Here is a 24,940-nt window from a genome sequence, read left to right as displayed (position 1 = left end):
CCATAGGGATTTACGCTGGTAACGCGGGGTGGAGCAGCCCGGTAGCTCGTCAGGCTCATAACCTGAAGGCCGCAGGTTCAAATCCTGCCCCCGCAACCACTGATACCGACACTCCCGTAGCCATTGCTGCGGGAGTTTTTGTTTGTGCAGCCTTTTCAATGACTTGCCGCTCAACCCAGTTCAGGATCGTGCCCAATTCGCCGTACAGCAGCGCGTCGATCTCGCCACGGTTTGGGCCGGGGGACAGCACGATCTTCTCGATCAGCATCCGCAGGGCTTCGGCCGCTTGTGTCCGCTCTTCCGGCTTGTTCAGCGCGTCCGTCAGTTTGGCGACCTTCCTGCCGTAGATCACCGACGCACTTGGCAGCAGATCGGGAATGTCTTTCGGAATATCCGTCAGCAATGTCGAGAGTTCGGCCTTGCGGGTTTCGAGCGCGGTCATTTCGCTCTTCATGCTCTCGTGGAACATGCCCGCTTTGATAGCATCGATAATGCCGCGAATGTCCTTCTCGACCTTGGCGAGTTCCGCCTTCCATGTGTCGGCGCTGGAACGCCGTTCCCGGTTCTGTCGGTTCGTCTCTTCGGCATAGGCTCGCATCGCTTCAGACGCCACTTCCGGCGACATCATCCGGTCCTTGAGACCGGCGAGCACACGGTTCTCCAGTTCCTCGCGCAGGATCGTCCGACTGTTCGTGCAGGAGCCGTTGCTGATATGGTTGGAGCAGGCAAAGCGATCCGCGCCACGAAGCGAGTAGGGGCCGCCGCAGCACCCGCAATAGATCAGGCCGGAAAGCAGCGACTTTGCTCTTCGGGTTGCATTCAGCCGGTTCTTCTTGTGATGTTCGCGGACCGCTTCGGTAACATTGGCGTACTTTTCCGAAATCTCGCCCTGCCGTTTCCGAACATCCCGCCAGAGTTCATCATCGACGATACGCAGATGCGCAACCTCGGTGACGATCCATTCGCTTTCCGGGTTCTGCCGCGACACCCGCTTGCCGGTCGCCGGGTTCTTGACATAGCGCAGCCGGTTCCAGACTAGCTTGCCGATATAAAGCTCGTTGTTGAGAATGCCGGTTCCCCGGCTGGCATGGCCGCGGATTGTCGTATCGTTCCACAGCTTGCCTTCCGGACCAGCAATACCTTCCTCGTTCAGCGTCTTGGCAATGGTGCGGGGACCGATTCCGTCCGCGAATTCGCGGAGGATGCGCCGGATGACTTCGGCTTGCTGTTCATCGATCTCCCGGTCGCCGCGAGTGAGTTCGCCGCGTCCATCCAGCTTCTTCACGACCCTGTAGCCGTAGCAAAGCCCGCCGCCTGATTTACCGTCCTCGACACGACCGCGCAGGCCACGCCTTGTCTTGTCGGCGAGGTCTTTCAGGAAGAGGGCGTTCATCGTGCCCTTGAGGCCGACATGCAATTCGCTGATTTCGCCTTCCGCCAGGGTCACGATGGGTACGCCGGCGAACTTCAGATGCTTGAACAGGTTCGCGGTATCAGCCTGGTCGCGGCTGATGCGGTCGAGGGCTTCCGCGAGCACCATGTCGAACTGGCCCGCCTGAGCATCCTGCAACAGCATCTGGACACCCGGCCGCAGGATCACGGTCGAACCGGAAATTGCCGCATCCTTGTAGCAGCCGACGACCTTCCAGCCCTCGCGTTTCGCCTGTTCCCGGCAGATGCGGAACTGGTCCTCAATCGACGCCTCGCGCTGATTGTCGGAAGAATACCGGGCATAGATCGCAACGCGCTTCATTGCTATTCCTTTTGCGTCAGGCTGCCTTGTCGAGACGGCTCGGTCTGATCAACACGTCAGCTGATATTCCCAGCCGGTCATGCAGTTGCCGGATCATCTCGATCGACAGGCCGCGCCTTCGATTGAGGATTTCCGATGTGCGGTTCCGGGTTCCGAAGATCGGTTCGAGATCCTTGCGGCTCAATCCCAGCTGCTCCATCCGGAACTTGATCGCTTCGATCGGATCCGGCGGGTCCATCGGATAATGCTTTGCTTCATAAATTTCGATCAGTGTCGCCAGCACATCGAGGCGATCGCCGTCAGGTGTCCCGCTCTTGGCGCCCCACAGGCGTTCGACCTCATCAAGTGCGGCCTCGTGATCCGTTTCGGTGCGGATGGGCTTCAGATCAGTCGCCATGCTTCACCTCCGTTACATCGATCTTGTCATATGCCTTGTGCGTGCCGATCCACTTGATCCAGACGATACTTTTCTCGAAATCGACTGCCACCACAAGGCGATAATCATTACCCTTGATGTTGAAAACGACCCGCTCGGCGCTGACGATGCTCGCCGTTGCGTAAAGCCGTTTCACATCTGCGGAATTCGCCCACTCTGCCTTGCTGACTTCATCGAACCAGGCATCGAGCGCGGCCTTGACAGCCGATTGGTCTTTCTGCCCTGCAAGACTTTCAACGAATTCCCGCAAGGTGCGACGGGCAATTATCCTCATGAAACAACCTATCATGATCCCGAAGTGGGATCAACGGCGATATGAAAAATATCCCGGCGAGCATTTGCCCGTAACGGGATCGGAATAATGGGAGTAATTGATAGCCTACGACTCTTTGTTCCGCTTTTTGGCATTATCCGTGCGGTGTTCCAACGCTATTTTCTTCTGAAACTGCTCGCGCGCCATCTGGCGGCCGATCAGGCGAGCGAGGGCCAATACCGCTTCATCTGCCATCCGCATGCGAACCCCTTCCGATCCGGAAGTGTCGGAGGGCGGGAAGATCTCGATCCTGATCCTGTCGCGTTGCGGCTTCATGGTGTCCCTGACTCGTAGCGAAATGTCGGCGGAACCATCGAGACCCGATCAGGCGTGAAAGAAAATAGCGTCGGCCTCGCTGTGCGGCAAAGAGGATACTCCGGCCTACAAAGAGGACGGTTTCAATTGCGGCTATACCCGATAGCCAACCAACATTCCGACCGCCTCATCATAATAAGGGGCGCTTCGCGCGCATTGTCCTGATCGGCTGCGGCTGAAGCCTTGCCGATCCTTGAGGGGAAACCAAGGGGTCTAACCCCTTTTCTCCCCTCAAGTGCCACCTGCGCATGGCAGGGCCGCCCGCTTCTCAGGACGGGGCATATCCCGACCAGCTCCATTGTTCCGAATCCGTCCCGCTCGCTGCGCAGCCCGGCCGTGCTCGCCGGCACTTGTCCCCTTCCATCCCCGCGCGCTCTCGCGCCCCCGGGAGGCATGTCGGGGACATGCCTCCGGCATTTACGGAAAAAGGATTGGAACAATGGCAAGGACTGCGAAGAAGACCAAGACCGTCACTGTTGCGACGGACGAGAATGTGGCGACGAATGCGGAAATCCGCAGCGTCGGAGACGTGGCGGCGGAGGTGGTGGCGGCATTGCACGCACCGGAACCGGAAACCGCCATGACGGCAGAAACCGCGACCGGCAGGGAAGTTCTCATTCCCCTCAACAAGCTCAAGAAGTCGCCTCGCAATGCGCGGAAGACCCCGCACAGCGAGGAAACCGTCGGAACCTATGCGGCCAGCATCGCCGCCAAGGGTATTCTGCAAAATCTGGTGGTGGAGCCGGAAGTCAATGAAGCAGGCGAACCGACCGGCTTTTATTTCGTGACTATCGGAGAAGGCCGCAGGCAGGCGCAGCTTTTGCGCGTCAAGCGCAAGGAGATCAGGAAGACGGAAGCCATCCGTTGCGTTATCGATACGGCAAACGATCCCTTCGAGATCAGCCTTGACGAGAACGTCACACGGACCAGCCTTTCGCCCGCCGATCAGTTCGTATCTTTCCTTGAACTTTCGCAAAATCGCGGATGGGGAGCGGAGGAAATCGCCGCCCGTTTCGGTGTTTCCGCCCATGTCGTCAAGCAGCGCCTTCGGCTTGGCGCAGTCAGCCCCAAGCTGATGCAGGTTTACCGCGACGGCGATTTGACGCTGGACCAGTTGCAGGCGTTCGCTATCACCGACGATCATGCGCGGCAGGAGCAGGTTTATGAAGGTCTCGGCTATAACCGCGAGCCGTGGATCATCCGCCGCGACCTGACCCGGACCCATGTGCAGGCGAATGACCGCAAGGCCGTCTTTGTCGGAGCCGAAGCCTATGCGGAAGCGGGCGGCTACATCGTCCGTGACCTGTTTAGCGAAGATCGGGGCGGTTACTATGACGACCCAGCGTTGCTGGACCGGCTTGTCCTTGAAAAGCTGGAAAGCATTGCCGCCGACATTCAGGCGGAGGGCTGGAAGTGGGCGGAAGCCTCTATCGACTTCCCTCATGCGCATGGCTTGAGCCGTTTCTATCCGCACACGGTTGAATTGTCGGAAGAAGACGAAGCGGCCTTTACCGCAGCGAGGCAAGAGTTTGATCATCTGACAGCGGAATGGGAGAATACGGAAGAAGACTTGCCCGCCGATGTTAATCAGCGTTTCGCGGAACTTGAAGCGGAAATGGAACGCATCGACGCCAAGCGGCAAGGCTACGAGCCGGACGAGCTTGCGCGTGGCGGCGTATTCGTCACACTGAACCATGACGGAAGCGCTCGTATCGAACGTGGCTTCATCCGCCCCGAAGACGAAGCACCGGAGCCGGAGGAAGAGAAAGGCGAAACTGTCATCGACGGCGTGCGCGTCAATGAGGACGGCGAAGTTATCGAAGACCGTATCAATCCGGACCCCGATAGCGACGGCGACGATGAGGAAGCAGAGGAAGAAGACGGAGGCGATGCGGGCCAGCCGGTTTCCGATCTACTCACCCGCGACCTGACGGCCCACCGGACGCTTGGCCTTCGCCTTGCGCTTGGCGAGCAGCCGGATATGGCCCTCATCGCCGTCACCCATGCGCTTGCCGCGCAGACCTTCTATCGCGACGTGAATGCTCATGCCCTCGAAATCCGACCGAGCAGCGTTCAGCTTGGCGGACACGCGGACGGCATCGAGGACACGGCGGCGGCGAAGATGCTGGCGGATCGCCATGACGGATGGGCTTCTGACATGCCGCAGAACGCGGCGGACCTTTGGGACTTCATCGCCGGTCTCGACCCCGTAAGCGTCATGGCTTTGTTCGCGCATTGCGCATCGCTCACGGTGAACGCCCTCAAGCTGCCTTGGGAACAGAACAAGCGCCGCGCCCATGCGACCGCCGACAAGCTGGCGACCGCGCTTGCGCTGAACATGAGCCAGCATTGGACGCCGACCGTCAGCGCCTATCTTGGCCGCGTGACCAAGGCGAATATCCTCGCCGCCGTGGGTGAAGCTCTTGGCGACGAGGCGGCGGAACGGCTTTCGGGCAAGAAAAAGCAGGAAATGGCGGAAGACGCCGAAAAGCTTCTTGCCGGAAGCGGATGGCTCCCGCTGTTGCTGCGCACCGAGCGGCCCGCATGGCTGGACGCCCCACAGCAGGTGGAGGCGGAAGCCGAAACCGTTGCGGAAGCGTCGGAAACCGCAGAGCCGGAAGACGTTGCAGCGGATGCGGCAGAACCGGCCACGCCGGAACCCACCGCGACCGACGCGGCAGAGTTTGCCGAGCCGGAAGCCGTATCTGCCGAGGATCAGGTGACGGACCCCGATGCACCCGCAGCAGAGGGATCGGCTGAACCGGAAGGGGAGGCAACCGCCCCGGATGCGGCAGACGCCGAAGATGGCGCAGCTTTCCACGAAGCTGCCGAGTGAACCGTTATGGCCGGAGCCACCCACGCGGTTCCGGCCTTTTTTCCCATTGCAACGAGGACAGCTTCCGCCGCGCCGCAATCGGCGCGGCGGAAACCCTCGACGGATCGCAGGAACCACGACAATGAGCACCTATGACGAGCAGCGGGCAATGCTGGCCCGCATGGTCAGGGCGCGGAAGGAAACCCGCAATCACCTTTCCATCATCGAACGGCAGATCGTCAAACGCGCTGAGCGCATGACGATCACCGCCCGCGTCAAGACCCGCCAGTATGGCCGTTCGACCTCCACATGGACACTCGCCGACGAGCGCCATTATCACGAGACTGCCGCCACTCTTCGCTTCGGACGGCGCGGCGACATCGACGCGCCCACCCGCACGCTGGAGAGGCAGGATGCGGTTATCGCTGCCTTCTGCGCCCGCTTGCGGATCAATAGGGATGCGGCGCTTTGGGCGGAACCGGAGGAAATAGCGTCATGACACGGCGATTTCCCCGAACCCCCCTCCTGATCCCCGATGATCTGCGCGCCGCGCTGATCGCCAATGGCCGCGCCAGCGAGGAACAGGAAGATTTCGACCCACGCCCTGTCGTGAAGCTGTTCACGCCGGATGGTTCTGCCACATGGCTGATAACCGAAGCATACGAGGAACCGGATGGGGACATGCGGCTATTCGGCTTGATGGATCTTGGCTTTGGCAGTCCGGAACTTGGCTACGCCATGCTGTCCGAGATCAAGGGCGTTCGCGGCGGGCTTGGCCTGCCGGTCGAGCGTGACCTGTATTACAAACCGGAATATCGGCTCAGCTACTACACGAAGATGGCCCGCCATGCCGGAAGGATCGTCCCCTGAAACACGTTCCGGCGCGTCGGACCCCGATGCGCCGGAGCAGCCCAACGTAGAGAACCGTAAGGGAGGCCGAAAATGATTGCGCTGGTTACATTGTCCGTCGTGATGGTCATCGCCATGTGTTCGCTTGGCCTTATGCTGGCGACCTATGCCGTGCCGTTCCTGTTCGCCGTCATCGCAACGCGTTTCGCCTTCGCAACCGGAGCCGGTTATATCGGCGCTGGTATTGTCGGCCTGTTCGCGGGCGTGGGTGCTTACGGCGTCCTTGCCTGTCTCTATGCCACGCTGCGCTCGCCGGGATTGCGTCTAGCCATCGCCCTGATCTTCGCGGTTCCCGCCGCAATCGCGGGTTTCGCCCTGGTGCATGGTGCCGCCCGCGAGGCGGTTCCGTCCGAAGTCTGGCGGAAAATCTTTTCCCTCATTGGTGGCGCATTCATAGGCATGTCGGCACTGGCACGCCTGCGCGAAGGACCATAAATTAATAGGTAGGTTTTTTCGGGATTTCTGGCAAAAGAGCTTGCCACATCAGCAGTCTTGGCATTGCAAGTGCCGCGCTATCGAAGCGGCACTTTGCGTAATAATCCTGAACGTCAACCGTTCACGGCTTCTTTCAGCGCCTTGGCGGGCTGGAAGACAAGCTTCTTGGACGCCGCGATTTTGATCGTCTCACCGGTCGAAGGATTGCGGCCCTCGCGTTCGGGCTTATCCTGCACCTTGAATTTGCCAAAACCGTTCAACGAAACTTCTTCACCTTTTGCGGCGGCCTGCGAAATCCCCTTCAGGACATCTTCAACAATGGTCTTAGCTTGGGTTTTGGTCAGCTTATGTGCCTCGGCAAGGCTTTCAGCCAAATCGTTCATACTAACAGCCATGGATTATCCTCTCCCGTTGATTCGAGGCAACATGTTATCGTATGCAGGTATCGCCGTCGTCATCGATTGGTCAGTCGAGCGAATTGAGGAAACTCTGCAGCATTTCGTTGAAGACATGATGCTGTTGCCAATGGGGACCGTGACCGGCATCGGCAAGACGCAAGGGGCGGTCGGTCCAGAGATTGCGGTACTTCAGCGAGTCGATATAGTCGAGGTTAATGACCGGGTCAGCCGCGCCATTGACAATCGCCAGCGGCACATGTGACGTTGCGACGAGTTCCCGCTGATCAATCTGCGTTCCGGCGATTACGGCATCTACCATGTATTGGCGCGCGCGCCCATCGGTGCGGCGAACGGCCGAGGTGTAAAACAGATCACGTTCCGCACCCGGTCCAAGCGCCATGGCGACCACGCCTTCGATCTGCTCGTCCGTCAGGGTGGGATTGCCCGTGTAAGCCATCTCCGGATTGGGAAGGAAGCCGAGTTGCGCTCCTTTAGGTCCCGGCGGAATAGGTGGCGTTCCGAAGATCATCACGCCTGAAACGTTGCCCAGCTTCGCAACAAGATCCAGTGCAATATGCCCGCCGAGTGAATGCCCGAGAATAGCGACCTTATCGATGCGGAGCTTTTTGACGACTTCGGCAATCGCCTCGGCGTAACCGCCAAAGCAATATGTGCGTTGCGGATCGGTGGCGTCTGACGATGCGCCATGTCCGGGCAAATCCAGCGACACCAGCCGCCTTGTTCCGGCCAATGCCTGGCTCTGAAACAGGAACATCTCCTTGCAGCCGGAATTGCAATGCAGCATCAGAAGCGGAGTTCCGCTTCCGTCAACGTCGCTGACCGCGATACGTCCGTGCGATGTTTCGATGAATGTCTGTTCGCTCATGTCTGTATTCCAAACTCAGTCTATAAGGTCTCTGCTTGGGACACCATGATCACAAGATTGTGGTAAACCCCGCTGAGTCGAAATCCAGATGAAACACCATCATGGAACTGCGATAGTGAAGCGAGGCTTGCCACGAAATCGTGTCTCAATGGCAAGTAACAATAGCCGGTCGGGACAGAAGAGCAAAAGAAAAGGGCGGCACTGATGGTGCCCGTCGCATCGATGTCTTGATCGATTAGGCCGGCTTGCGGTCGCCGGAGAAATGGCCGCACCAGTCGTTGGCTGTAACCACCGGCGCTATCGGGCTTGAAGTTGAGCCTCGAATTCATCAATATTAGAATTATTCTAAAAATAAGATCGGACGATTGCAAACGCCCCTCTCCAGCGTGAGCGGCGACGGTTCGGAAATGATGGCGTCTCCCTACGGGCCGGGCTCGCGGCTTACGCTGAAGCCCCTCTTCACGGGTCTTCACCCTTCGGGCTTTGATCCCTGACGCAAGGACGGCGGCGGCGGACATTCCCCCGGAAAAGCCAGCTACTTCCACAAGGCCGGGCCGATGGCCTGTTCAGTTGCCGGCACGGCAGCACGACCAGACGGCAACCTCATACCCCCCCGCTATCCGTCTCGGCCATGCCCGCATCGAGGCGACCGAAGCGGGGAATGACGGATCGTCCAGCTTTACCGGGAGGCAGGGATTGCCCACGCTTGACAGGCAGGCTCCTTCCATGCCGCTCCGAACCCGGCGGTTCCAACAAACAGCGGGGGCGAAAGTTCGGGCCGTTTTCATTTTCGCCTCATGATGGTGGTGAAGGAACTTCACCGACTTGACGTTGAGATTGAGGAGCTAGGTTGCGCGGGAGCCAGCAAAACCTGAACCATTTTCCGTGCTTGAGAAGAAAGCGCTGATCGATTGCAGCCATGACGTATTGTCCTTTTTCCGCCGACCAGACCACGCCCACCGCGACCTCGATTGATCAGGTCTGACCGAAGACCGGCGACGCAAGCGCCGCCTCGATCTCATTCCCGCAACGTCCGGCAACAACTTTTTTCCGCCGCCTTCGGCTTTGCACCGCGAATCAAAAAAGCTGCCACCGGCCGCCCTCCATTTCATTCCGGCCCTTCGGGTGCGCGCCGATCGTCCCCGGTCAATCGACCATCATCGAGATCGCGATGGGCGCGGTCCGATCAACAGAAGGACAACACGTCATGGCTACAATCGGCACTTTCTCCCGCACCGAAAATGGTTCAGCTTTCGCTGGCTCGGTCAAAACCCTCAATCTCAACGTCAAGTCGGTGAAGTTCGTCCCGGCCGAGGGCGAAAATGAAAACGGCCCGGACTTCCGCGTGTTCGCCGGAGCGACCGAATTCGGAGCGGCATGGAAGAAGCAGTCCAGTCAGGGCAACCCCTACCTCTCGGTAAAGCTGGACGATCCGTCATTTCCCGCTCCGATCTATGCGAGCCTGGTCGAGACGGACAGCGAGGATATGGTGCTGATCTGGTCGCGCCGCCGCGCCGGCAACTGAACAGGCCATCGGCCCGGCCCCGCGAAAGCGGGGCTTCGCCATGCTCATGCCCGCCGCCGCCATCATGAAATACGGAGCGCTACGCGCGCGTGATCCTGATCGGCTGCGGCTGAAGCCTTGCCGATCCTTGAGGGGAAACCAAGGGGTCTAACCCCTTTCTCCCCCCAAGTGCCGCCTGCGCATGGCAGTGCCGCCCGCTTCTCAGGACGGCCCACTGTTTGCAGCATCTGCAATTTCCAATCCGTCCCGCTCGCCGCGCAACCCGGCCATGCTCGCCGGCACTTGTCCCCTTCCATCCCCGCGCGCTCACGCGCCCCCGGAAGGCATGTCGGGGGACATGCCTTCGGCAATTACGGAAAAAATGGAGCAAGGACCATGAATTATCATCTCGCCACGCGGTTCGGCCGCAACAGCCACCAGATCAGCGGACGCGAAGCGCTCGACAACGAGGCGCTTTACCGGCACGTTCCGTCCATATTTGCGCGCGAGCCGCATGACAGCCGCTCGGAGCGTTACGTTTATGTCCCTACCATTGAGATTGTGGAGGGGTTGCGCCGGGAAGGATGGTTTCCGTTCTTTGCCGTGCAGTCGGTTCCCCGCGACGGCGACCGCATGGGACACGCCAAGCATATGCTGCGTTTGCGCCGTGACGGCGGTATAGGCAAGCCGGAAGCGGCGGAGGTTATCATCGTCAATTCACATGACGGAACGAGCTCATTCCAGTTATTCGCCGGTATGCTGCGTTTCGTCTGCACCAACAGTCTGGTTGCGGGCGACCGCTTTGAGGAAGTCCGCGTCCCGCACAAGGGCAATATCCAGCATGACATCATCGAAGGCGTCTACACCGTCGCGGAAGACTTCCCGCGCCTGATCGGCGCCAGCGAGACGATGAAGGACATCACCCTGTCGGCGGACGAGCGCCGCGTTCTGGCCGAGGCAAGCCTTGTCGCCCGCTACGGCGAGGAGGAAAGCCCATTGCGTCCCGAACAGATCATCCAGCCGCGTCGCCGCGAGGATGCCGATAACAGCCTCTGGACTTCATTCAATCAAATTCAGGAGCACTTGACCAAGGGCGGGCTTCACGGACAGCGGCGCAACGCCGAAGGCCGCATCCGGCGCAGTCAGACCCGCGCCATCAATGGCATCGACCAGAACGTCACCCTCAATCGCGCGCTCTGGACGCTGGCCGAAGGCATGCAGCGTCTCAAGACCCGTTGACTGCGATCGACATGGAGCCGGATTTACCGGCTCCATGTCTTACTTACGAAGGCGTGCACGGCTGGAAATCTCTGCCGATCCGTGAACCCGGATCGGCGGCGCGGCCAAGCCCGTACATGACCGCCGCTCGCCGGGCTCCGCCCGGCTCGCAAGATCACAGCGCCAACCGGGCCTCCATCCAAACTCTTCTCACCGATGAAATCGCGGATCGACACGCAACACTGTTCGAAAGGGCAGGGATAGCGAAAGCGCACGCGATATTGAGATGAACCGTCATACCCGGTGAAAGTGCTTGAACACGGAAGTATCCAGTCCGGCCGTTTCGGCCGACCGGACCTCGATATGCAGAAGAGAGTCGGGACCGACCCGAAAATCGACGACGAGTTGATCGCCGGGGCTGGCCTTCTCGATCGCGTTGCGCGCGACTTTCCGCAAGGCACGCCCGAGCGCCCCGGCTTCGACCGGGCATTCCTCCTTGATCAGCGGCACACGCAGGACGCAACCGACCTTGCTCTCTGCCCGGAAGTGATAAAGCTTGCGCGTCGCGCGGGACTTTGCGAAATCCTGCAAAGCTTCCATCAAAGCCTTTACGCCGTTCGCGGGGTCCCTGCCTCTCTCGTAAATCGAAATGCTGGCGGATGCGATTGTCATGCCCTCTTGTACCATACGAGCTCCCGCGTCGTAAGTATTCACTGCGAAGCCTAAAGCAGCAGGCCAGTCGGAGTTTGCTCTGACGACTTCTTCGGCGGGTTTTTGGGGGAACTCTACCGCAATAATTCGCTCGGATCGACGCCAAGGGCATCGGCAATTTGTCCGAGCACGGTTACACTGGCAGAGACCTTTCCGCGCTCAATCGCACCGACATAGCGCATGCTCAATTCCGCCTGCGCTGCCAGCTCCTCTTGCGTCAGGTTCTTCTCATGACGAATGCGACGCAGATTGACCGCCATGGCCTCTTTCAAATCCATGGCAGATGGGAACCAGAACCGGAACTATCGTTCTAGGAACGATCATTCCTATTCGCCGCTCGATGAGCTATAATATTCATGTAACCGACGTGCTCATATACTCTCATTAAATCAAACGTCACGTTTCTATACGATTTGCTGCCGGTTATTCAGGGGAACAACGATGCAAAAACCGGAACTTGATCCAGACGTAGCGGATACCGCGCCCGATTCGCATATCCTCACCGGCTATGACGAAGCCCACCTCATCACCTATCTGCGCCTGCTCGATGCGGCGGAAGACGATGCGGATTGGCGGGAAGTCGCCCGCATCGTGCTGCACATCGACCCAGAAACCGAGCCGGAACGAGCGCAACGCGCGTGGGAAAGCCACATGGCGCGGGCAAGATGGATGGTTTCAAACGGTTATCGGCATCTGCTACGTGGCGGCGCACCGAATTAGGTCAATCTACCTGCGGTTTTGCCAATCCGATATCACCGGTTTGCGTTATTGGTATCTGGCGCGAGGCAAACTTCGCTCCGATACTTCCGGCTTTCTTCACTGTTCCATGGTTGTAAGGAGTCCGGAATGTCCGAATACGATTGGAAGAATCCCGCCGCCTATGCCTACATGAACGATTACGATGCGGAAGGATTTGGCTGTGAATATCTGCATCGCAATGAAGATTTCCACAAGGAATACATAACGGCTTCCGCCGACGATGACGTTGCCGCCGACGCGCTTGCGGCAAAGTGGGGAGTTCGATTTCGCCCCGCAAAACGACCTTCGGATGGAACCGGCGCTGTGGACCCCCGACGCCTTTCCCCGCGTGCTCCAACTGGTTCTGATGACGACAAAGCCGCGCCACTCGAGCGAGACGATTCCACTTTCACGCCTGCCGGGAGCCGATTGCCGCCCCGACGGCGATGACCTCTATGTTCTCTGGAAGCCGAAAAATCATCCGCACCGGCTGATCGTCGCCGATGGTCGCAGGGATGGATGTTTCAATGCGGTTCTCCTGCCGCTGGACGAGGCTTTCGAGACCCGGCTTCATGCGGCGGGCCGCTTCTGGCGGCAGGTGAACGGAAGGCCGCCCGGTCCCGACTACGGCGTTTTCCCGCCGAGAAGCCGGCAGCTTTCCATCCTCACCTTGCGGATATTCGACGCGCGCAAGGCAGGAGCGTCCTATCGTGAGATCGCCAACACCTTGCTTTCGAGCACACCGATTGCACCGCGCGACTGGCGGGATCATCCCCTGAAACATCGCATTCGCGAGTTTCTGTTGAAGGCCGACCACATGATCTATCGCGGCGGCTATCACGATCTTCTGTTCTATCCGCACCGGCGCGGCAAGCGCCGGAAGAAGCGAGCGGGCAGGGGGTAGAAAAACACTACCCCCTGTTTTTTGACATCCCTTCGGCGTCGGCAAATCCGGCACCGTCCGTTTTGTAGGTCCCGGCAGGTCGGGGCCGCACCGGAACGAGACGGAGCCGACATATGACCGACAACAAGATCATCGACCCCAAAAATCCGCCGCAGCGTTTCCTCACCACCAAGGAAGCCGCCTTTGTCGTGGGTATCTGCAAGCGGACGCTGGAAAAGCACCGCACCTATGGCACCGGCCCGAAATATCGCAAGGTCGGCGGCCGCGTTCTCTACGACATCGACGATCTGCGCGCCTGGACCGAGATCGGCGCGAGGGTATCCACCACCGATCCGATTTCCGATTTCGTCCGGCCTGCCAAGCAGCACGCAGCGCTTGCCCCGCGTTACGCGGGCAAGCGCTGACGCCGTTGCGCCGGAGCGACAACGATGCGGAATTCCTTGGCTGGTTCCCGGCAACTCGAACTGTTTCGGCCATGCGGCGGTGACATAGCGACCCGCGACGCGCAGGATCTCATGGCATGGCCGTTCTTCTCACTGGCCAAATCTCGCCGCGTGACGCCGATCGACTTTCGCATGGGCGATGTGTCGATCCGCGTCGAGGCCACCGCCGAACATGGCATGGCGACCATATGGGATGCGGACATATTGGTCTGGGCTGCCTCGCAGATCGTCGATGCACGCGACAAGGGCTTGCGAACCTCACGCTTCATGTCCGCCACCCCTTACGAAATCCTGTCGTTCATCGGCCGTAGCGATACAGGGCTGAACTACAATCGTCTGAAAGCGGCGCTCGACCGGCTGCAATCCACCACCATCGTTACCTCAATCCGCCAGCCGGACGAGCGCAGGCGGCACCGCTTTTCATGGATCGCCGAATGGAAAGAGCGGCTGGATACGGCAGGACGGTCGCTCGGCGTGGAACTCATCCTTGCGGACTGGTTCTATGCCGGCGTCATTGACGACGCGCTGATCCTCACCATTGATCATGCGTATTTCGATCTGACTGGCGGCCTTGAACGCTGGCTTTATCGCCTCGTGCGCAAGCACGGCGGCCGTCAGTCGTGGGGCTGGAGTTTTGATCTCGAACATCTTCATCTGAAGTCCGGCAGTCTCTCTCTCTTCCGGCGTTTTCGTTTTGAGTTGCGCGCCATTGTCGAGCGTCAGCCCTTGCCCGGTTACCGCCTTGCGCTGACCGACGATCCGGACGGGCGGCAACGGCTTACCTTCCGCCCCGAAGCGCCGAAGAAGACCGTCACGCCACGCAAGCGGACAGGAGGCAAACGATGACCATCGTTATTGCGCTCGCCACGTCATCGCCGTTCGGTGGAAAAGGTGTGGACGGAGCCGTACTATCGGGAACGCCCGAACCCGAACTATCAGGAACGCGATTCCCGTACTATCCGGAACGATACCCCCTCGTAACCATTGGATTTTACAAGCGGAATTCGGCTCCTTCTAACTTTACTAACATAGAATCCTTCGGATTCTTCCTAACGTACCCCCCTGAAAACTGCCTTTGTGGACGACGTTTCGTGCCTGTGGTTGGCCCTAAAAGACGAGAACGAAGCCGGTTAGTCCACCGATCAGGGGCCAGCAACACTTTCGCAAAAAGCATAGGCCGGGGCCGATCAATGGCCGAACGGCGCCTTAAATCGTGGAATCGTGATCCTTTAATCGTGGACTGGCTTATCAGTCAGTCTCGGATACAAGGAAAAACGAGTGCGGCACTTGCGACTTCCTTCGTCGGGAGGCCAAGCCGATGAAGGCAGGCGCTTCCTCTCCTCGTACGCTGGTCCATCTGACATGGCGTGAGAACCGCATCGAGCAGCGCATTCATTTCGGCCGGATCGCCGAAGAACAGCGCATCGACCGTCATCGCCGCATCGTCGGCTTCGATCCCGGTGCGATCTTCGCCTTCGTCAGATGGGCCGCGAACGATTATGGCACCGTCGTTTCCCGCATCGACATTCTGCGCACCGTATCGCCGGGAGAGGGCTACCAGACCGTACCTCTGGTCAATCCCGGCGGCGAAATCCTGCTGCGCGCCCATGGCTGGCCGAAGGTTCAGAAGGTGCTCGACGCCATAGACGCGATAGAGCGGCTTGGCATTGATCCGGCCGATGTCGCGCCGGATCACTGGCGGCACATCCATAACCGTCTCACCGTCAACGAGCCGTTCAGCGCGTATAGCCGCCAGCAGCATCGTGCCTGGCTGATGCGCCGGGAGTTTCTGCCATGACTGCCCGCCGCATGACGCTCCTTGCCATGCTCGCCGGCACGGCGTTGATCACGCTGCCGGTCTGGAACCCGCCCGCCATTCGCGTGATCTGGAACGCATCGGCCAGCGTACCAGTCGGTCTCTACCGGATCGTTCCCGCAGGCCAGCTCGACGTCACCGATCTTGCCGTGGTCATGCCGCCCGCCGATCTGGCCGGCTTCCTCGATCAGCGCCGCTATCTGCCGAAGGGTCTGCCGCTCCTCAAGCGCGTGCTGGCCCTTGCCGGAACCACCGTCTGCCGAAACGGCGCGGAGATCACCGCCTACGGCATGACCTATGGGCAGGCCGGCGAGCGCGACGGCCGGAGCCGCCCGCTACCCGTCTGGCAAGGCTGCCGGACGCTTCGCGCCGGCGAAGCCTTCTTCATGAACTGGGATAGTCCCGACAGCTTCGACAGTCGCTATTTCGGGCCGCTTCCCCTTAGTTCCGTCGTCGGCCGGGCAATCCCGCTCTGGACCACCGACGATCCAGATCCGGCCGCGGAAATCTTCCGCGAGCCGGTTTCCAACGAGCCGTGACGACTCGTTTTCTCTAACCGCAGGAGTTTTCCGCAATGACCCAGATAGGCACCTTCACCCGCAACAATGACGGCTTTTTCGGCCGCATCCGCACGCTCACCCTCGATGCCGAAGTGACCATCCTTCCCGTCGATGAGACGGATGCAGAGAACGCGCCGAACCATCGCATCTTCGCCGATGGCCTTGAAGTCGGCGCGGCATGGGACCGCACCGGCGAGCGCGCCGGGGCATATCTCTCTGTCTCCGTAGACGATCCGTCCTTCATCGAACCGATCCGCGCCCGCATGTTCGAGTCCGACACCAAGAAGGACACATGGAATCTTCACTGGACGCGCAAGACGCGACGCGACGAACAGGCGTGACCCTCATGCGCCGCCATCGTTCCCACGCATCGTCAGGCTCAAACCCCTTGATCGATCGAGCGCCGATCAATCCCCTCGACCCGATCGCCTATCGGGCGGCCGTCGCGCGCAACGGCGGTCAAGGGCGGCGGCCTGTTTTCCGGTGGCGTTGCATATGTTCATGCGTTGCCCGTCCGGAAAATGTTGGCCGGCGGCGAAGCCTTGCCCTTGGCCAAAGCGAGCACGATGGCAGGCTGATGGGCAATCGGGACGGCGGTGCAAGCGTTGCCGTCCCGTCGCTCATGGCGCTGCTGATCGCAGGCATCATGATCGTCACGCTGCCATGCGCGGCAATGGCCGATTCGCAGACGGACAATGCCCCATCAGATCGCGCTGTTGCGGTCGCCACGCCGTCCGATCCATGGGCCAACTATATCACGGAAGCCGCCGGACGCTTCGCCATTCCGGAACACTGGATACGCGCCGTCATGCGTGCCGAAAGCGATTATGATCCGCACGCCATCTCGCCGAAAGGCGCGATGGGCCTGATGCAGATCATGCCCGCCACATGGACAGAACTGCGTTCCCGGTACGGCCTTGGCGACGATCCCTACGATCCTCGCGACAACATTCTGGCAGGCAGCGCCTATCTCGCGGAACTGCATGATCTCTACGGCTCGCCGGGGTTCCTCGCCGCCTATAATGCCGGTCCCGGCCGTTACGAAAAACACCTTGTCATCGGCGATCTGCTGCCCGCCGAAACCGTCGATTATGTTGCGAAGATCGTGCCGCTGATCGACGCGGACGCAGCCGTTGCGTACCGCACCGCTGATCGTCCGGCGCGTTCCGAATGGTTCGTCTCGCCCCTCTTCGTTGCGCGCGTAACCGTTCCTGTGAGCGACCAGCGGACGGCGGACGATTTTCCTTCCGGCCGCACAATCACCGACCTGTCGGCGCTCGCACCGCCGTCCGATGGCCTGTTCGTGCGCCGGTTCGAAAAGCAGGAGGCGCGGCCATGAATTTCACCATTCAGGGCAGGGCGGGGCAGATAGGCCAGCGGGAAAGGGAAGGCAGGATAAAGACAGCAGGGTGCGGTTGGGGTGGCGGCGGATTTTGTCATGATTTCAATTGTTTATTTCCCGGCTCACAGGGTGTTTGCCATTCGGCACCCTTCTGCATCCGACAAGCATCTGTTTTTGCTGAATTCTTGCAGGGTTTAAGAGTGTAAATGGCCAAAGATGATGATTTTCGGGTCCGTCCGGGGCGTATCCGCTCCCGCACCAGCCAGCGGGCCAAACCTTTCATCGCACAGGTGCTCGCGGCGTCCCATCGTGCTGGAGGTCCGTCGCCGCGACGTTCGGCCACGGCATCCGCATCCAAAGGTCCGCGTCGAAGTGTGGGCCGGGGTAGGGCGGCGACCTTGGCCGCCAACCGTTTTCTTAACAATCGTTCGCGTGGCGTCGTCATCAAGGCTCGCGTCGTGCGCAACACGAAAGGCGTCCGTTCGCTTGCCGGGCACGTCGCCTACCTTCGGCGCGAGGGCGTAGCCAAGGACGGTGAGGCCGGCCGACTGTTCGACGTCGATCACGACGATGCGAATGGCCGCGATTTCGCGGAGCGTTGTGGAGACGACCGGCATCATTTCCGCTTCATCGTTTCGCCCGACGATGCTGTTGAACTCGGAGACCTCAAGACCTTTGCCCGCGATTTGATGGGAGAGATGGAGCGTGATCTTGGCACGAGGCTCGATTGGGTCGGCGTCGATCACTGGAACACCGAGCACCCGCATCTGCATATCCTCGTACGCGGCGTTACCGATGACGGCGAACTTCTGGTCATCGACCGCGACTATATTCGCGAAGGGATGCGCAGTCGTGCGCGCGACATTCTCACCCAGGAGCTCGGACCACGCACCGACCTCGACATTCGCCGCACCATGGATCGCCAGATCAAAACCGAACGCTGGACCCAGCTTGACCGGGCGCTTGTCCGGCAGGCGTCTATGGAAAACGGCGTCATAGACTTGCGGCCTGACCCCGATCACAGGCCGGACGAGTTTCATGCGCTGAAGATCGGGCGGCTTCGCAAGCTGGAAAAACTCGGCCTCGCTCATCCAGCCGGCGAAGGCCAATGGATCATCGACGACAAGGCGGAAGCCACCTTGCGTGAACTGGGCGAGCGCGGCGACATCATCAAGCGCATCCACCGCGGCCTCACCGAAAGCGGGATCGAACGGGCGACGGCAGACTATGTTCTGGCCGGGGAGGGGACCGAAAAGATTGTCGGGCGGCTGGTCGCGCGCGGGCTGGATGATGAGCTTTCCGGTTCTGCCTATGCCGTGATCGACGGTGTTGACGGCCGCACCCATCATGTGCGCCTGCCCGATCTCGACGCGGCCGGCGATAGCGCCTCCGGCTCGATTGTCGAACTGCGTTCCTATGAGGACCGCATCGGCCGCCGTCGCATGGCGCTGGCCGTCCGCTCCGATCTGTCGATAGAAAGCCAGATACACGCCGATGGTGCGACCTGGCTCGACCGCCAGCTTGTCGGCAATCCGACCGCCGAACTGGCTGAAGGCGGTTTCGGCGGCGAAGTGAAAGCTGCGCTGGAGGCGCGCACCGAACGTCTCGTTGAGGAAGGGCTTGCAAGACATGACACCGAAGGCGTTACCTTCCAGCGCAATCTTCTTGCGACCTTGCGTCGAAGAGAGCTTGAGCGCGTTGCTGGAAACCTGTCAGCCGATACTGGCCTGTCATGGCAGAGAAGCGAAGCAGGCGAGCATGTCTCGGGCATCTATCGCCAGCGCGTGACACTGGCCTCCGGCCGCTTCGCCATGATCGATGATGGTTTGGGTTTCCAGCTCGTACCCTGGACGCCTTCGATCGAACCGCATCTGGGCCGTCAGGTCAACGGCATTGCCCAAAACGGCGGCGGTGTTGATTGGTCGTTCGGGCGCAAAAGAGGAATCGGTCTGTGAGAGCAATGTGTGAAATCCGGTGATGATGGTGAGCTCTTTGAGACGCAGCATGGACTCGACCTGGATGAACAGGTAATGGATCAGGAGAAAATTACCTACCGGTAGGTGCGAAGCATCCGACGCGTTGAGGTGTCCACTGCGGCTTCTTCATCAAGCAGAAGAAAGGCCGATGAAATCGGAGGCGCAACGCGGTGCACAGTGTATGGAAATGTTCTGCAACACGCCAGTTCGCTTCATGAATTTTTCTGCGGATTGACGTGATGTGCGCACGGGAGACCGCATGATATAGGTATAGTGCTATCCTTGGTGTGATCTGTACACTGCTTGACACAGGAAGGTGTTGCGATGGAACATGAGCTTTGCCCATTTCGCGAGGATCATAGAGATCGACGCAGCGCTAGCTTGTGCTCAGCAAGAGAGTTTGCGGATGAAGTCATCGCCATTTAGGGACGATTGGTGAGGAAGTCTGGCTTCCACATCAAGAATTATTGCATGTCGGTCGTCGCCATAGCAGTCTGGCCAACAAACCTGAGACATGTTCCCCGTGAATATGAATCGTGTGCCTGGCGGCAGCAATATTTCATGCTCCCAGCCACCGATGAAGAGAGCAGGGAAACCACCCGGCAAGCGAACGCGCGCGATGTATGATGGACTGTACAGTTGGTGACCGTGATATAGTGCGACTGCGGAGCTGAGAGATGTAGCTGTAAAACTGAGATGCGGCTTGAGCTCTTGGCCTGCAGTTAGTTTGGCGTAGTGCAGGTGCGGGGCATTACCGAAGCCGTGCCAGACAGTAATAGGAAGCATCGTTCGGTTGGACCAGGATGCACGCGCGAGACACAACATGTTCTGCCAATCGTCTGGATTTCTTTCGCGGGCTTCCGGACAGGCAAAGAGACTCGAGTGTTTTGCGCTTGGGCCGCTCCAATGCGACGCTGCGTTACGAACAGCTCCGGTTGGGAGGTCCCCTAAATGAGGAAGCGCTAAATAATGTGCTACTTTTAACTGTGCTTGACGAGTTGTGTGAGGCTGATGGATTAGCTTGGTGAGATCCTGTCCGCTTTTCCAGTCGTGATCGTGAATTCCGAGGTCGCGCTCGATACGGTGGGAAACGTAGTGTTCGGCGGCGCTGACAAGAGCGACGTCGGCCATTTCGAGTTCACTATTCACATAGCGGGCACTAAATTCTTCGAATTCACGGCGTACACTGAAAATGATTCCGCGCTGAGCCATCCATTGTGGATCAATCGAAAGATGCGGGTCATCGTACCAGTGCCGGTCTCTGCGTGTCGCTTTGAAACAATCAAAAAAGTCGGCGACAGGCATATCCAGCCAGCGCAGCGCTGATTCACGCTGCGCTCTGGTGCCATTTTTTGACAAAACCTCTATAGCAGAGTGGATGACTCGCTCGGGGTGACTTCCCCACGCTTGTACTCGCGGACCGGGTGTTGGCGTTGGCAACGCTTCAATACGTGCGAGTGTTTTGTGAAAATCATCCGATGGTCGGCTGCGGGCTAATCCGAGAACCCTTTCGAGAAAACTGCCCTGAAAAATGTGCGCGTATGTCGCTACTAGCGGAATATAACGACGATGGCTGTCATCTCGGTCAAATCGCTTTACTCCCGCGACGTACTCCAAACCATCCGTGTCGCGCTCGACTTCGACGACGTAACCGTTTGACAATGATCTGATTTCAATGGGTCTTTGGTTCCAGACATAAAAGTCTCGTAACACCATTAGGTTACTCTCAAATGCGACTTTGGATCAGAGAAACCTAGCTCGTGGTTGTCTTTGAACGTATGGCCCGCCCCGTCTGCAAGGGGTAATTTGAAGATCGCTCTGCTCAGTCTGCGTCAACGTATCCGGTCTCGGGATCAAGTCCCGGCCAAGATGGAGATTCGCGCAGTCTGGTCCTCATAATCACACCGGCCTCGATCGGCCGTTCAATGGTTCAGGTTTCCAGGCTGCCGTTCGACTGTCAGGCCATCTTCTTCTCACCACGCGCAGATTTCCGCGACCATCAGATCAGCATCCGATGATCTCCTGTTTCTACGCCGCTGCGATTGCCGGATCGAAGCTACGCTCCTTGCGCAGCACCGCCCAGACAATGCGCGCGAGTTTGGCGGCCAGCGCGACGACGACGATGTTCTTGTGCGCCCGCTCCAACAAACCTCGAGCCCAGCGGCCCAGGGGTGTATCCTGAGCCATGATGCGCGGCAGGACCGCGCGAGCACCATGGATCAGGTTTGCTCGCAGGTAGCGGTTGCCGCGCTTGGATATGCCCAGCAGCCGGGGCTTGCCTCCGGTGGTCGCCTGCCGGGGCGTGAGGCCCAGCCAGGCGGCAAGATCACGCCCGCGCCCGAAGCTTGCTGCATCGCCGACCGCGGCAACAAGCGCGGTGGCGTTGACGACCCCGATACCGGGGATCGTCGAAAGGCGACGGGCCGTGTCGTCGTCACGCGCCATGCGCACGAACTCAGCATCGAAGGCAGCAATCCGTTCGTCGAGGCTGCGCCACTCGGCGCGCAGGTCCTCGACCAGAAGGCGCATGCGTGATGACAGCCGAGGATCGTCCTCATCGGCGAAAACCCCAAGCAGATCTTCCAGCTTGCGGCGACCCTGGGCAACGACGATCCCGCGCTCCAGCAACAAGGCGCGCAGGTGATTGATCAGCGCCGTCCGCTCCGCCACCAGGCGCGAGCGCGCTCGATGCAGCGCCTGGATGTCGGATTGCGCTTCGCTCTTCACCGGCACGAACCGCATCGTCGGCCGCGTTGCGGCTTCCGCGATTGCCTCGGCATCGTGGTCGTCGTTCTTGTTCGCCTTCACATAGGGTCGCACATACTCCGGCGACATCAGCCGGATTGTGTGGCCCCTGGAACCCAATACCCGCCCAAGGTGATGCGCGCCGCAGCAGGCTTCCATCGCCACGATGCAAGGCTCTATCTTGCCGACAAAGTCCAAAACGCCATCGCGACGAAGGCGACGGCGCAGAACCACAGCGCCGGTCCCATCGAGACCGACAAGGCTGCAGACGTTCTTGCCAAGATCAATTCCGAGCACAAATATCGACATTGTCCGTTCCTCTCTCTTTCCAAAGCGGAGCAATCCTAACCGATTGCTCCGGAGAGGGGCGGGCCATCCCATAATCACAGTTCATCCTTTACTTGGCGTACTGAACCAAAGAGAAAAGAGCTAGCCCCTTATTGCGCATCGAGCAAATTTGAGGGCGTTGTCGATTACGCAAGAAATATGGTCGAGGCGTGTGTGTCCACCGTTCATGGACACTACCTGATTTTTTACGCCGAACGCGATGCAGGTGTTGCGGTGATCGCCGCCCGCATCTTGATTGGCTCGACCTGTAAGGCTGACAACGAAAATCGCCTGTCTTTTTAGGTCGGAGCGCGAAGCACAATAAAAGCTCCTTGAAAGGGTGTCCGTTAGCCATCTTCTATTTCTCCCGTCATTTTTGCGGGAGAAGCCTTGTCTGCTACCAAGATCCTTTGGGGTCCAATCCTGACCGTTCTGTTCATCGTGTTCGCCTCCATCTGGAGCGCGACGCAATGGACCGCGTGGCAGCTTGGCTTTCAACCCCAATTGGGCGAGCCGTGGTTCCAAATAGCCGGTATGCCGGTCTATCCACCACACGCAATTATCTGGTGGTGGTTCTTCTACGACGTCTATGCGCCGGACGTCTTCATGACGGGCGGGATCATCGCGGCGTCCGGCGGTATCATCGCCATTGTCTTTGCCATCGGCATGTCCGTATGGCGGGCGCGGGAGGCCAAGGATCTCGCCACCTACGGTTCGGCCCGATGGGCGACCGAACCGGAAATCCGCTCCGCTGGATTGCTTGGTCCGGATGGTGTAGTGCTTGGCCGCTACGACGGTGAATATCTTCGTCACGATGGTGTCGAGCACATACTCTGTTTCGCCCCAACGCGATCCGGCAAAGGCGTCGGTCTGGTCGTTCCCACGTTGTTGACATGGCCGGGTAGTTGCATCGTCCACGATATCAAGGGCGAGAATTGGGAACTGACGGCAGGTTGGCGTTCCCGCTTCGGTCGCGTCCTGTTGTTCGATCCCACCAATCCGGCTTCCGCGGCCTACAATCCGCTGCTGGAAGTGCGCCCGGGAGACGCGGAAGTCCGCGACGTGCAGAACATCGCCGATATTCTCGTTGATCCCGAAGGCATGTTGGAGCGCCGCTCCCATTGGGAGAAGACATCCCATTCGCTGCTGGTCGGCGCGATCCTGCATGTTCTCTATGCGGAACAGGACAAGACGCTGGCAGGTGTCGCTTCCTTCCTTTCCGACCCGAAACGGCCTATCGAATCCGCTTTGCACGCCATGATGCTGACCAATCATCTCGGCGAAGCCGGTCCGCATCCTGTCGTCGCATCGGCGGCGCGCGAATTACTGAACAAAAGCGAGAACGAACGGTCGGGTGTCTTGAGCACCGCCATGTCGTTTCTCGGGCTTTATCGTGATCCTGTTGTGGCGAAGGTAACGTCTCGCTGCGACTGGCGCATTGCCGATCTCGTATCGTCCGATAAACCGGTCACGCTCTACCTCGTCGTGCCGCCATCCGATATCAGCCGCACCAAGCCGCTCATCCGCCTGGTGCTCAACCAGATCGGGCGTCGGTTGACGGAGGACCTGCATGCGAAAGATCGCCGCCACCGTATGCTGATGATGCTCGACGAGTTTCCGGCCTTGGGGCGGCTGGACTTTTTTGAATCCGCTCTCGCCTTCATGGCAGGCTATGGCATCCGGGCATTCCTCATCACCCAGAGCCTTAATCAAGTGGAAAAGGCATATGGGGCGAACAACAGCATCCTCGACAACTGCCACATCCGCGTCGCCTTTTCCACGAATGACGAGCGGACGGCGAAGAGGCTCAGCGACGCGCTCGGCACAGCCACCGAAATGCGGGCCATGAAGAACTATGCCGGCCACCGGCTTTCGCCCTGGCTTGGGCATTTGATGGTTTCGCGGCAGGAAACCGCTCGCGCTCTATTGACGCCCGGAGAAGTCATGCAGCTTCCGCCAACCGACGAAATCGTGCTGGTGTCCGGCCTGTTTCCGATCCGCGCCAACAAGGCGCGGTATTTCGAGGACAGGCGCTTGTCGGAGCGTGTTCTTCCACCGCCCGTGGTTTCATCATGCACTCCCGGTAACGTTAGTGTCGGCGATTGGGCCGGACGCATTGCCGTTGCGCCGCCCGATCCCCCTAAACCACTCTTCGGCACGGCGCTGCTGTCGACGCTGGACGAGAGCGATACCGCAAACTCCGGTATTCGCCGGGAGCCGGATTTGCCGGAGCATCAGGACGTCGCCCCATCCAAAGAGCCGGTCAATGAGTTCGAACTGTTGGAAGACGATCCCGATGACGAGGCGATCCGCTCTCGCACTTTGCGCCGCCAGATGTTTGGCGTGGCGCGTCAGGTTTCGCTCGATCCGGATGATGGGCTGGAGTTGTGACCGTC

General features: G+C 59.5%; 28 protein-coding genes, 1 tRNA gene and 2 pseudogenes. 20 read left to right on the top strand and 11 right to left on the bottom strand.

The features are described 5' to 3' along the window. Positions 1-22 precede the first annotated feature (22 nt). Positions 23-99, top strand: a tRNA-Met gene (locus tag ACQZ48_RS20655). On the opposite strand, the gene ACQZ48_RS20650 is transcribed toward ACQZ48_RS20655, so the two are convergent. Beyond that, positions 56-1,180 carry a recombinase family protein gene (locus ACQZ48_RS20650; RefSeq protein ID WP_448729375.1) on the bottom strand — a complete coding sequence of 375 codons (1,125 nt, stop codon included), beginning with the start codon at positions 1,178-1,180 and terminating at the stop codon, positions 56-58. The two genes, ACQZ48_RS20655 and ACQZ48_RS20650, sit on opposite strands and share 44 nt — an antisense overlap. Here ACQZ48_RS20650 and ACQZ48_RS20645 point away from each other — a divergent pair. Next, on the top strand, positions 1,088-1,318 hold the full coding sequence (locus tag ACQZ48_RS20645; protein WP_448729368.1) for a hypothetical protein: 231 nt from the start codon (positions 1,088-1,090) through the stop codon (positions 1,316-1,318). The genes ACQZ48_RS20650 and ACQZ48_RS20645 overlap by 93 nt on opposite strands. Positions 1,319-1,378: 60 nt before the next feature. Here ACQZ48_RS20645 and ACQZ48_RS20640 read toward each other — a convergent pair. The 4 genes and pseudogenes from ACQZ48_RS20640 to ACQZ48_RS20625 form a co-directional block, all read right to left on the bottom strand. Next, a pseudogene (locus ACQZ48_RS20640) lies at positions 1,379-1,753 on the bottom strand (recombinase family protein); the annotation flags it as partial. A gap of 16 nt (positions 1,754-1,769) precedes the next feature. After that, the gene (locus tag ACQZ48_RS20635) at positions 1,770-2,150 is read right to left on the bottom strand and encodes a helix-turn-helix domain-containing protein (protein WP_448729367.1); all 381 of its coding nucleotides are present in this window, start codon (positions 2,148-2,150) and stop codon (positions 1,770-1,772) included. Then, a complete protein-coding gene (locus tag ACQZ48_RS20630; protein WP_448729366.1) occupies positions 2,140-2,463 on the bottom strand; it encodes a type II toxin-antitoxin system HigB family toxin in 324 nt (107 codons plus the stop codon). Before ACQZ48_RS20630 ends, ACQZ48_RS20635 begins: the two co-directional genes overlap by 11 nt. Positions 2,464-2,568: 105 nt before the next feature. After that, entirely contained in the window at positions 2,569-2,778 is a 210-nt protein-coding gene (locus tag ACQZ48_RS20625) for a hypothetical protein (protein WP_448729365.1), read from the bottom strand. Positions 2,779-3,256: 478 nt separating this feature from the next. On the opposite strand from ACQZ48_RS20625, the gene ACQZ48_RS20620 reads away from it, so the two are divergent. The 4 genes from ACQZ48_RS20620 to ACQZ48_RS20605 all read left to right on the top strand — a co-directional run bounded on the left by ACQZ48_RS20620 (position 3,257) and on the right by ACQZ48_RS20605 (position 6,976). Then, a complete protein-coding gene (locus ACQZ48_RS20620) occupies positions 3,257-5,653 on the top strand; it encodes a ParB/RepB/Spo0J family partition protein (RefSeq protein ID WP_448729364.1) in 2,397 nt (798 codons plus the stop codon). Between the two features lie 121 nt (positions 5,654-5,774). Then, a complete protein-coding gene (locus ACQZ48_RS20615; RefSeq protein WP_448729363.1) occupies positions 5,775-6,131 on the top strand; it encodes a hypothetical protein in 357 nt (118 codons plus the stop codon). Further along, on the top strand, positions 6,128-6,502 hold the full coding sequence (locus tag ACQZ48_RS20610; RefSeq protein ID WP_448729362.1) for a DUF2958 domain-containing protein: 375 nt from the start codon (positions 6,128-6,130) through the stop codon (positions 6,500-6,502). The genes ACQZ48_RS20615 and ACQZ48_RS20610 overlap by 4 nt, the downstream gene beginning before the upstream one ends. A 72-nt stretch (positions 6,503-6,574) precedes the next feature. Beyond that, the gene (locus tag ACQZ48_RS20605; RefSeq protein WP_448729361.1) at positions 6,575-6,976 is read left to right on the top strand and encodes a hypothetical protein; all 402 of its coding nucleotides are present in this window, start codon (positions 6,575-6,577) and stop codon (positions 6,974-6,976) included. Between the two features lie 113 nt (positions 6,977-7,089). Here ACQZ48_RS20605 and ACQZ48_RS20600 read toward each other — a convergent pair whose 3' ends face one another. Then, complete coding sequence (locus tag ACQZ48_RS20600) at positions 7,090-7,371, bottom strand: HU family DNA-binding protein (protein ID WP_448729360.1); 282 nt, start codon at positions 7,369-7,371, stop codon at positions 7,090-7,092. Positions 7,372-7,441: 70 nt separating this feature from the next. Continuing rightward, positions 7,442-8,260 (bottom strand): alpha/beta fold hydrolase, encoded by an 819-nt coding sequence (locus ACQZ48_RS20595; RefSeq protein WP_448729359.1) that lies wholly within the window; start codon positions 8,258-8,260, stop codon positions 7,442-7,444. A 1,207-nt stretch (positions 8,261-9,467) separates the two neighbouring features. Between ACQZ48_RS20595 and ACQZ48_RS20590 the strand changes: the two genes are divergently transcribed. Beyond that, positions 9,468-9,785, top strand: a complete 318-nt coding sequence (locus ACQZ48_RS20590) for a DUF736 domain-containing protein (RefSeq protein WP_448729358.1) — start codon at positions 9,468-9,470, stop codon at positions 9,783-9,785. 375 nt (positions 9,786-10,160) lie between these two features. Further along, positions 10,161-11,003, top strand: coding sequence for a DUF932 domain-containing protein (locus tag ACQZ48_RS20585; RefSeq protein ID WP_448729357.1), 843 nt, complete (start codon positions 10,161-10,163; stop codon positions 11,001-11,003). A 273-nt stretch (positions 11,004-11,276) separates the two neighbouring features. Here ACQZ48_RS20585 and ACQZ48_RS20580 read toward each other — a convergent pair whose 3' ends face one another. Next, the gene (locus ACQZ48_RS20580) at positions 11,277-11,582 is read right to left on the bottom strand and encodes a hypothetical protein (protein WP_448729356.1); all 306 of its coding nucleotides are present in this window, start codon (positions 11,580-11,582) and stop codon (positions 11,277-11,279) included. A gap of 185 nt (positions 11,583-11,767) precedes the next feature. Then, positions 11,768-11,971 (bottom strand): helix-turn-helix domain-containing protein, encoded by a 204-nt coding sequence (locus ACQZ48_RS20575; RefSeq protein WP_448729355.1) that lies wholly within the window; start codon positions 11,969-11,971, stop codon positions 11,768-11,770. 163 nt (positions 11,972-12,134) lie between these two features. Here ACQZ48_RS20575 and ACQZ48_RS20570 point away from each other — a divergent pair, with 163 nt between their 5' ends. The 11 genes and pseudogenes from ACQZ48_RS20570 (at position 12,135) to ACQZ48_RS20520 (ending at position 19,451) form a co-directional block, all read left to right on the top strand. Beyond that, entirely contained in the window at positions 12,135-12,413 is a 279-nt protein-coding gene (locus ACQZ48_RS20570; RefSeq protein WP_448729354.1) for a DNA -binding domain-containing protein, read from the top strand. A gap of 126 nt (positions 12,414-12,539) precedes the next feature. Further along, positions 12,540-12,710 (top strand): annotated as a pseudogene (locus ACQZ48_RS20565) (transcriptional regulator domain-containing protein); the annotation flags it as partial. Positions 12,711-12,741: 31 nt separating this feature from the next. After that, positions 12,742-13,335 (top strand): DUF2285 domain-containing protein, encoded by a 594-nt coding sequence (locus tag ACQZ48_RS20560; protein WP_448729353.1) that lies wholly within the window; start codon positions 12,742-12,744, stop codon positions 13,333-13,335. Between the two features lie 113 nt (positions 13,336-13,448). Then, positions 13,449-13,739 carry a helix-turn-helix transcriptional regulator gene (locus tag ACQZ48_RS20555; RefSeq protein ID WP_448729352.1) on the top strand — a complete coding sequence of 97 codons (291 nt, stop codon included), beginning with the start codon at positions 13,449-13,451 and terminating at the stop codon, positions 13,737-13,739. 24 nt (positions 13,740-13,763) lie between these two features. Further along, on the top strand, positions 13,764-14,624 hold the full coding sequence (locus ACQZ48_RS20550; protein ID WP_448729351.1) for a replication initiator protein A: 861 nt from the start codon (positions 13,764-13,766) through the stop codon (positions 14,622-14,624). A gap of 472 nt (positions 14,625-15,096) precedes the next feature. Further along, on the top strand, positions 15,097-15,576 hold the full coding sequence (locus ACQZ48_RS20545) for a DUF2840 domain-containing protein (protein ID WP_448729350.1): 480 nt from the start codon (positions 15,097-15,099) through the stop codon (positions 15,574-15,576). Then, a complete protein-coding gene (locus tag ACQZ48_RS20540; protein ID WP_448729349.1) occupies positions 15,573-16,133 on the top strand; it encodes a S26 family signal peptidase in 561 nt (186 codons plus the stop codon). Before ACQZ48_RS20545 ends, ACQZ48_RS20540 begins: the two co-directional genes overlap by 4 nt. Before the next feature lie 35 nt (positions 16,134-16,168). After that, on the top strand, positions 16,169-16,495 hold the full coding sequence (locus ACQZ48_RS20535) for a DUF736 domain-containing protein (protein ID WP_448729348.1): 327 nt from the start codon (positions 16,169-16,171) through the stop codon (positions 16,493-16,495). A 236-nt stretch (positions 16,496-16,731) separates the two neighbouring features. Beyond that, positions 16,732-17,493, top strand: a complete 762-nt coding sequence (locus tag ACQZ48_RS20530; protein ID WP_448729347.1) for a lytic transglycosylase domain-containing protein — start codon at positions 16,732-16,734, stop codon at positions 17,491-17,493. Next, complete coding sequence (locus tag ACQZ48_RS20525) at positions 17,490-17,702, top strand: hypothetical protein (protein WP_448729346.1); 213 nt, start codon at positions 17,490-17,492, stop codon at positions 17,700-17,702. Before ACQZ48_RS20530 ends, ACQZ48_RS20525 begins: the two co-directional genes overlap by 4 nt. Beyond that, on the top strand, positions 17,703-19,451 hold the full coding sequence (locus ACQZ48_RS20520) for a relaxase/mobilization nuclease domain-containing protein (RefSeq protein ID WP_448729345.1): 1,749 nt from the start codon (positions 17,703-17,705) through the stop codon (positions 19,449-19,451). 408 nt (positions 19,452-19,859) lie between these two features. Here the strand turns inward: ACQZ48_RS20520 and ACQZ48_RS20515 are convergent, their stop codons facing one another. After that, complete coding sequence (locus ACQZ48_RS20515; RefSeq protein WP_448729344.1) at positions 19,860-21,188, bottom strand: hypothetical protein; 1,329 nt, start codon at positions 21,186-21,188, stop codon at positions 19,860-19,862. A 312-nt stretch (positions 21,189-21,500) separates the two neighbouring features. After that, entirely contained in the window at positions 21,501-22,526 is a 1,026-nt protein-coding gene (locus ACQZ48_RS20510; RefSeq protein WP_448729287.1) for an IS110 family RNA-guided transposase, read from the bottom strand. Positions 22,527-22,934: 408 nt separating this feature from the next. Between ACQZ48_RS20510 and ACQZ48_RS20505 the strand changes: the two genes are divergently transcribed. Continuing rightward, positions 22,935-24,935 carry a conjugal transfer protein TraG gene (locus ACQZ48_RS20505; protein ID WP_448729343.1) on the top strand — a complete coding sequence of 667 codons (2,001 nt, stop codon included), beginning with the start codon at positions 22,935-22,937 and terminating at the stop codon, positions 24,933-24,935. The last annotated feature ends 5 nt before the right edge of the window (positions 24,936-24,940 follow it).

Source organism: Agrobacterium sp. 22-209-1, assembly GCF_053522485.1.
The sequence above is the reverse complement of the archived record's forward strand: the minus strand, read 5'-3'. Positions and strand labels throughout refer to the sequence as shown.

Bases quoted from the DNA above. Each gene is read 5' to 3' on its own strand.
- ACQZ48_RS20645 (WP_448729368.1), top strand. From the start codon at position 1,088: ATGGCCGCGGATTGTCGTATCGTTCCACAGCTTGCCTTCCGGACCAGC.
- ACQZ48_RS20635 (WP_448729367.1), bottom strand. From the start codon at position 2,150: ATGGCGACTGATCTGAAGCCCATCCGCACCGAAACGGATCACGAGGCC.
- ACQZ48_RS20630 (WP_448729366.1), bottom strand. From the start codon at position 2,463: ATGAGGATAATTGCCCGTCGCACCTTGCGGGAATTCGTTGAAAGTCTT.
- ACQZ48_RS20625 (WP_448729365.1), bottom strand. From the start codon at position 2,778: ATGAAGCCGCAACGCGACAGGATCAGGATCGAGATCTTCCCGCCCTCC.
- ACQZ48_RS20620 (WP_448729364.1), top strand. From the start codon at position 3,257: ATGGCAAGGACTGCGAAGAAGACCAAGACCGTCACTGTTGCGACGGAC.
- ACQZ48_RS20615 (WP_448729363.1), top strand. From the start codon at position 5,775: ATGAGCACCTATGACGAGCAGCGGGCAATGCTGGCCCGCATGGTCAGG.
- ACQZ48_RS20610 (WP_448729362.1), top strand. From the start codon at position 6,128: ATGACACGGCGATTTCCCCGAACCCCCCTCCTGATCCCCGATGATCTG.
- ACQZ48_RS20605 (WP_448729361.1), top strand. From the start codon at position 6,575: ATGATTGCGCTGGTTACATTGTCCGTCGTGATGGTCATCGCCATGTGT.
- ACQZ48_RS20600 (WP_448729360.1), bottom strand. From the start codon at position 7,371: ATGGCTGTTAGTATGAACGATTTGGCTGAAAGCCTTGCCGAGGCACAT.
- ACQZ48_RS20595 (WP_448729359.1), bottom strand. From the start codon at position 8,260: ATGAGCGAACAGACATTCATCGAAACATCGCACGGACGTATCGCGGTC.
- ACQZ48_RS20590 (WP_448729358.1), top strand. From the start codon at position 9,468: ATGGCTACAATCGGCACTTTCTCCCGCACCGAAAATGGTTCAGCTTTC.
- ACQZ48_RS20585 (WP_448729357.1), top strand. From the start codon at position 10,161: ATGAATTATCATCTCGCCACGCGGTTCGGCCGCAACAGCCACCAGATC.
- ACQZ48_RS20580 (WP_448729356.1), bottom strand. From the start codon at position 11,582: ATGGAAGCTTTGCAGGATTTCGCAAAGTCCCGCGCGACGCGCAAGCTT.
- ACQZ48_RS20575 (WP_448729355.1), bottom strand. From the start codon at position 11,971: ATGGATTTGAAAGAGGCCATGGCGGTCAATCTGCGTCGCATTCGTCAT.
- ACQZ48_RS20570 (WP_448729354.1), top strand. From the start codon at position 12,135: ATGCAAAAACCGGAACTTGATCCAGACGTAGCGGATACCGCGCCCGAT.
- ACQZ48_RS20560 (WP_448729353.1), top strand. From the start codon at position 12,742: ATGGAACCGGCGCTGTGGACCCCCGACGCCTTTCCCCGCGTGCTCCAA.
- ACQZ48_RS20555 (WP_448729352.1), top strand. From the start codon at position 13,449: ATGACCGACAACAAGATCATCGACCCCAAAAATCCGCCGCAGCGTTTC.
- ACQZ48_RS20550 (WP_448729351.1), top strand. From the start codon at position 13,764: ATGCGGAATTCCTTGGCTGGTTCCCGGCAACTCGAACTGTTTCGGCCA.
- ACQZ48_RS20545 (WP_448729350.1), top strand. From the start codon at position 15,097: ATGAAGGCAGGCGCTTCCTCTCCTCGTACGCTGGTCCATCTGACATGG.
- ACQZ48_RS20540 (WP_448729349.1), top strand. From the start codon at position 15,573: ATGACTGCCCGCCGCATGACGCTCCTTGCCATGCTCGCCGGCACGGCG.
- ACQZ48_RS20535 (WP_448729348.1), top strand. From the start codon at position 16,169: ATGACCCAGATAGGCACCTTCACCCGCAACAATGACGGCTTTTTCGGC.
- ACQZ48_RS20530 (WP_448729347.1), top strand. From the start codon at position 16,732: ATGGGCAATCGGGACGGCGGTGCAAGCGTTGCCGTCCCGTCGCTCATG.
- ACQZ48_RS20525 (WP_448729346.1), top strand. From the start codon at position 17,490: ATGAATTTCACCATTCAGGGCAGGGCGGGGCAGATAGGCCAGCGGGAA.
- ACQZ48_RS20520 (WP_448729345.1), top strand. From the start codon at position 17,703: ATGGCCAAAGATGATGATTTTCGGGTCCGTCCGGGGCGTATCCGCTCC.
- ACQZ48_RS20515 (WP_448729344.1), bottom strand. From the start codon at position 21,188: ATGGTGTTACGAGACTTTTATGTCTGGAACCAAAGACCCATTGAAATC.
- ACQZ48_RS20510 (WP_448729287.1), bottom strand. From the start codon at position 22,526: ATGTCGATATTTGTGCTCGGAATTGATCTTGGCAAGAACGTCTGCAGC.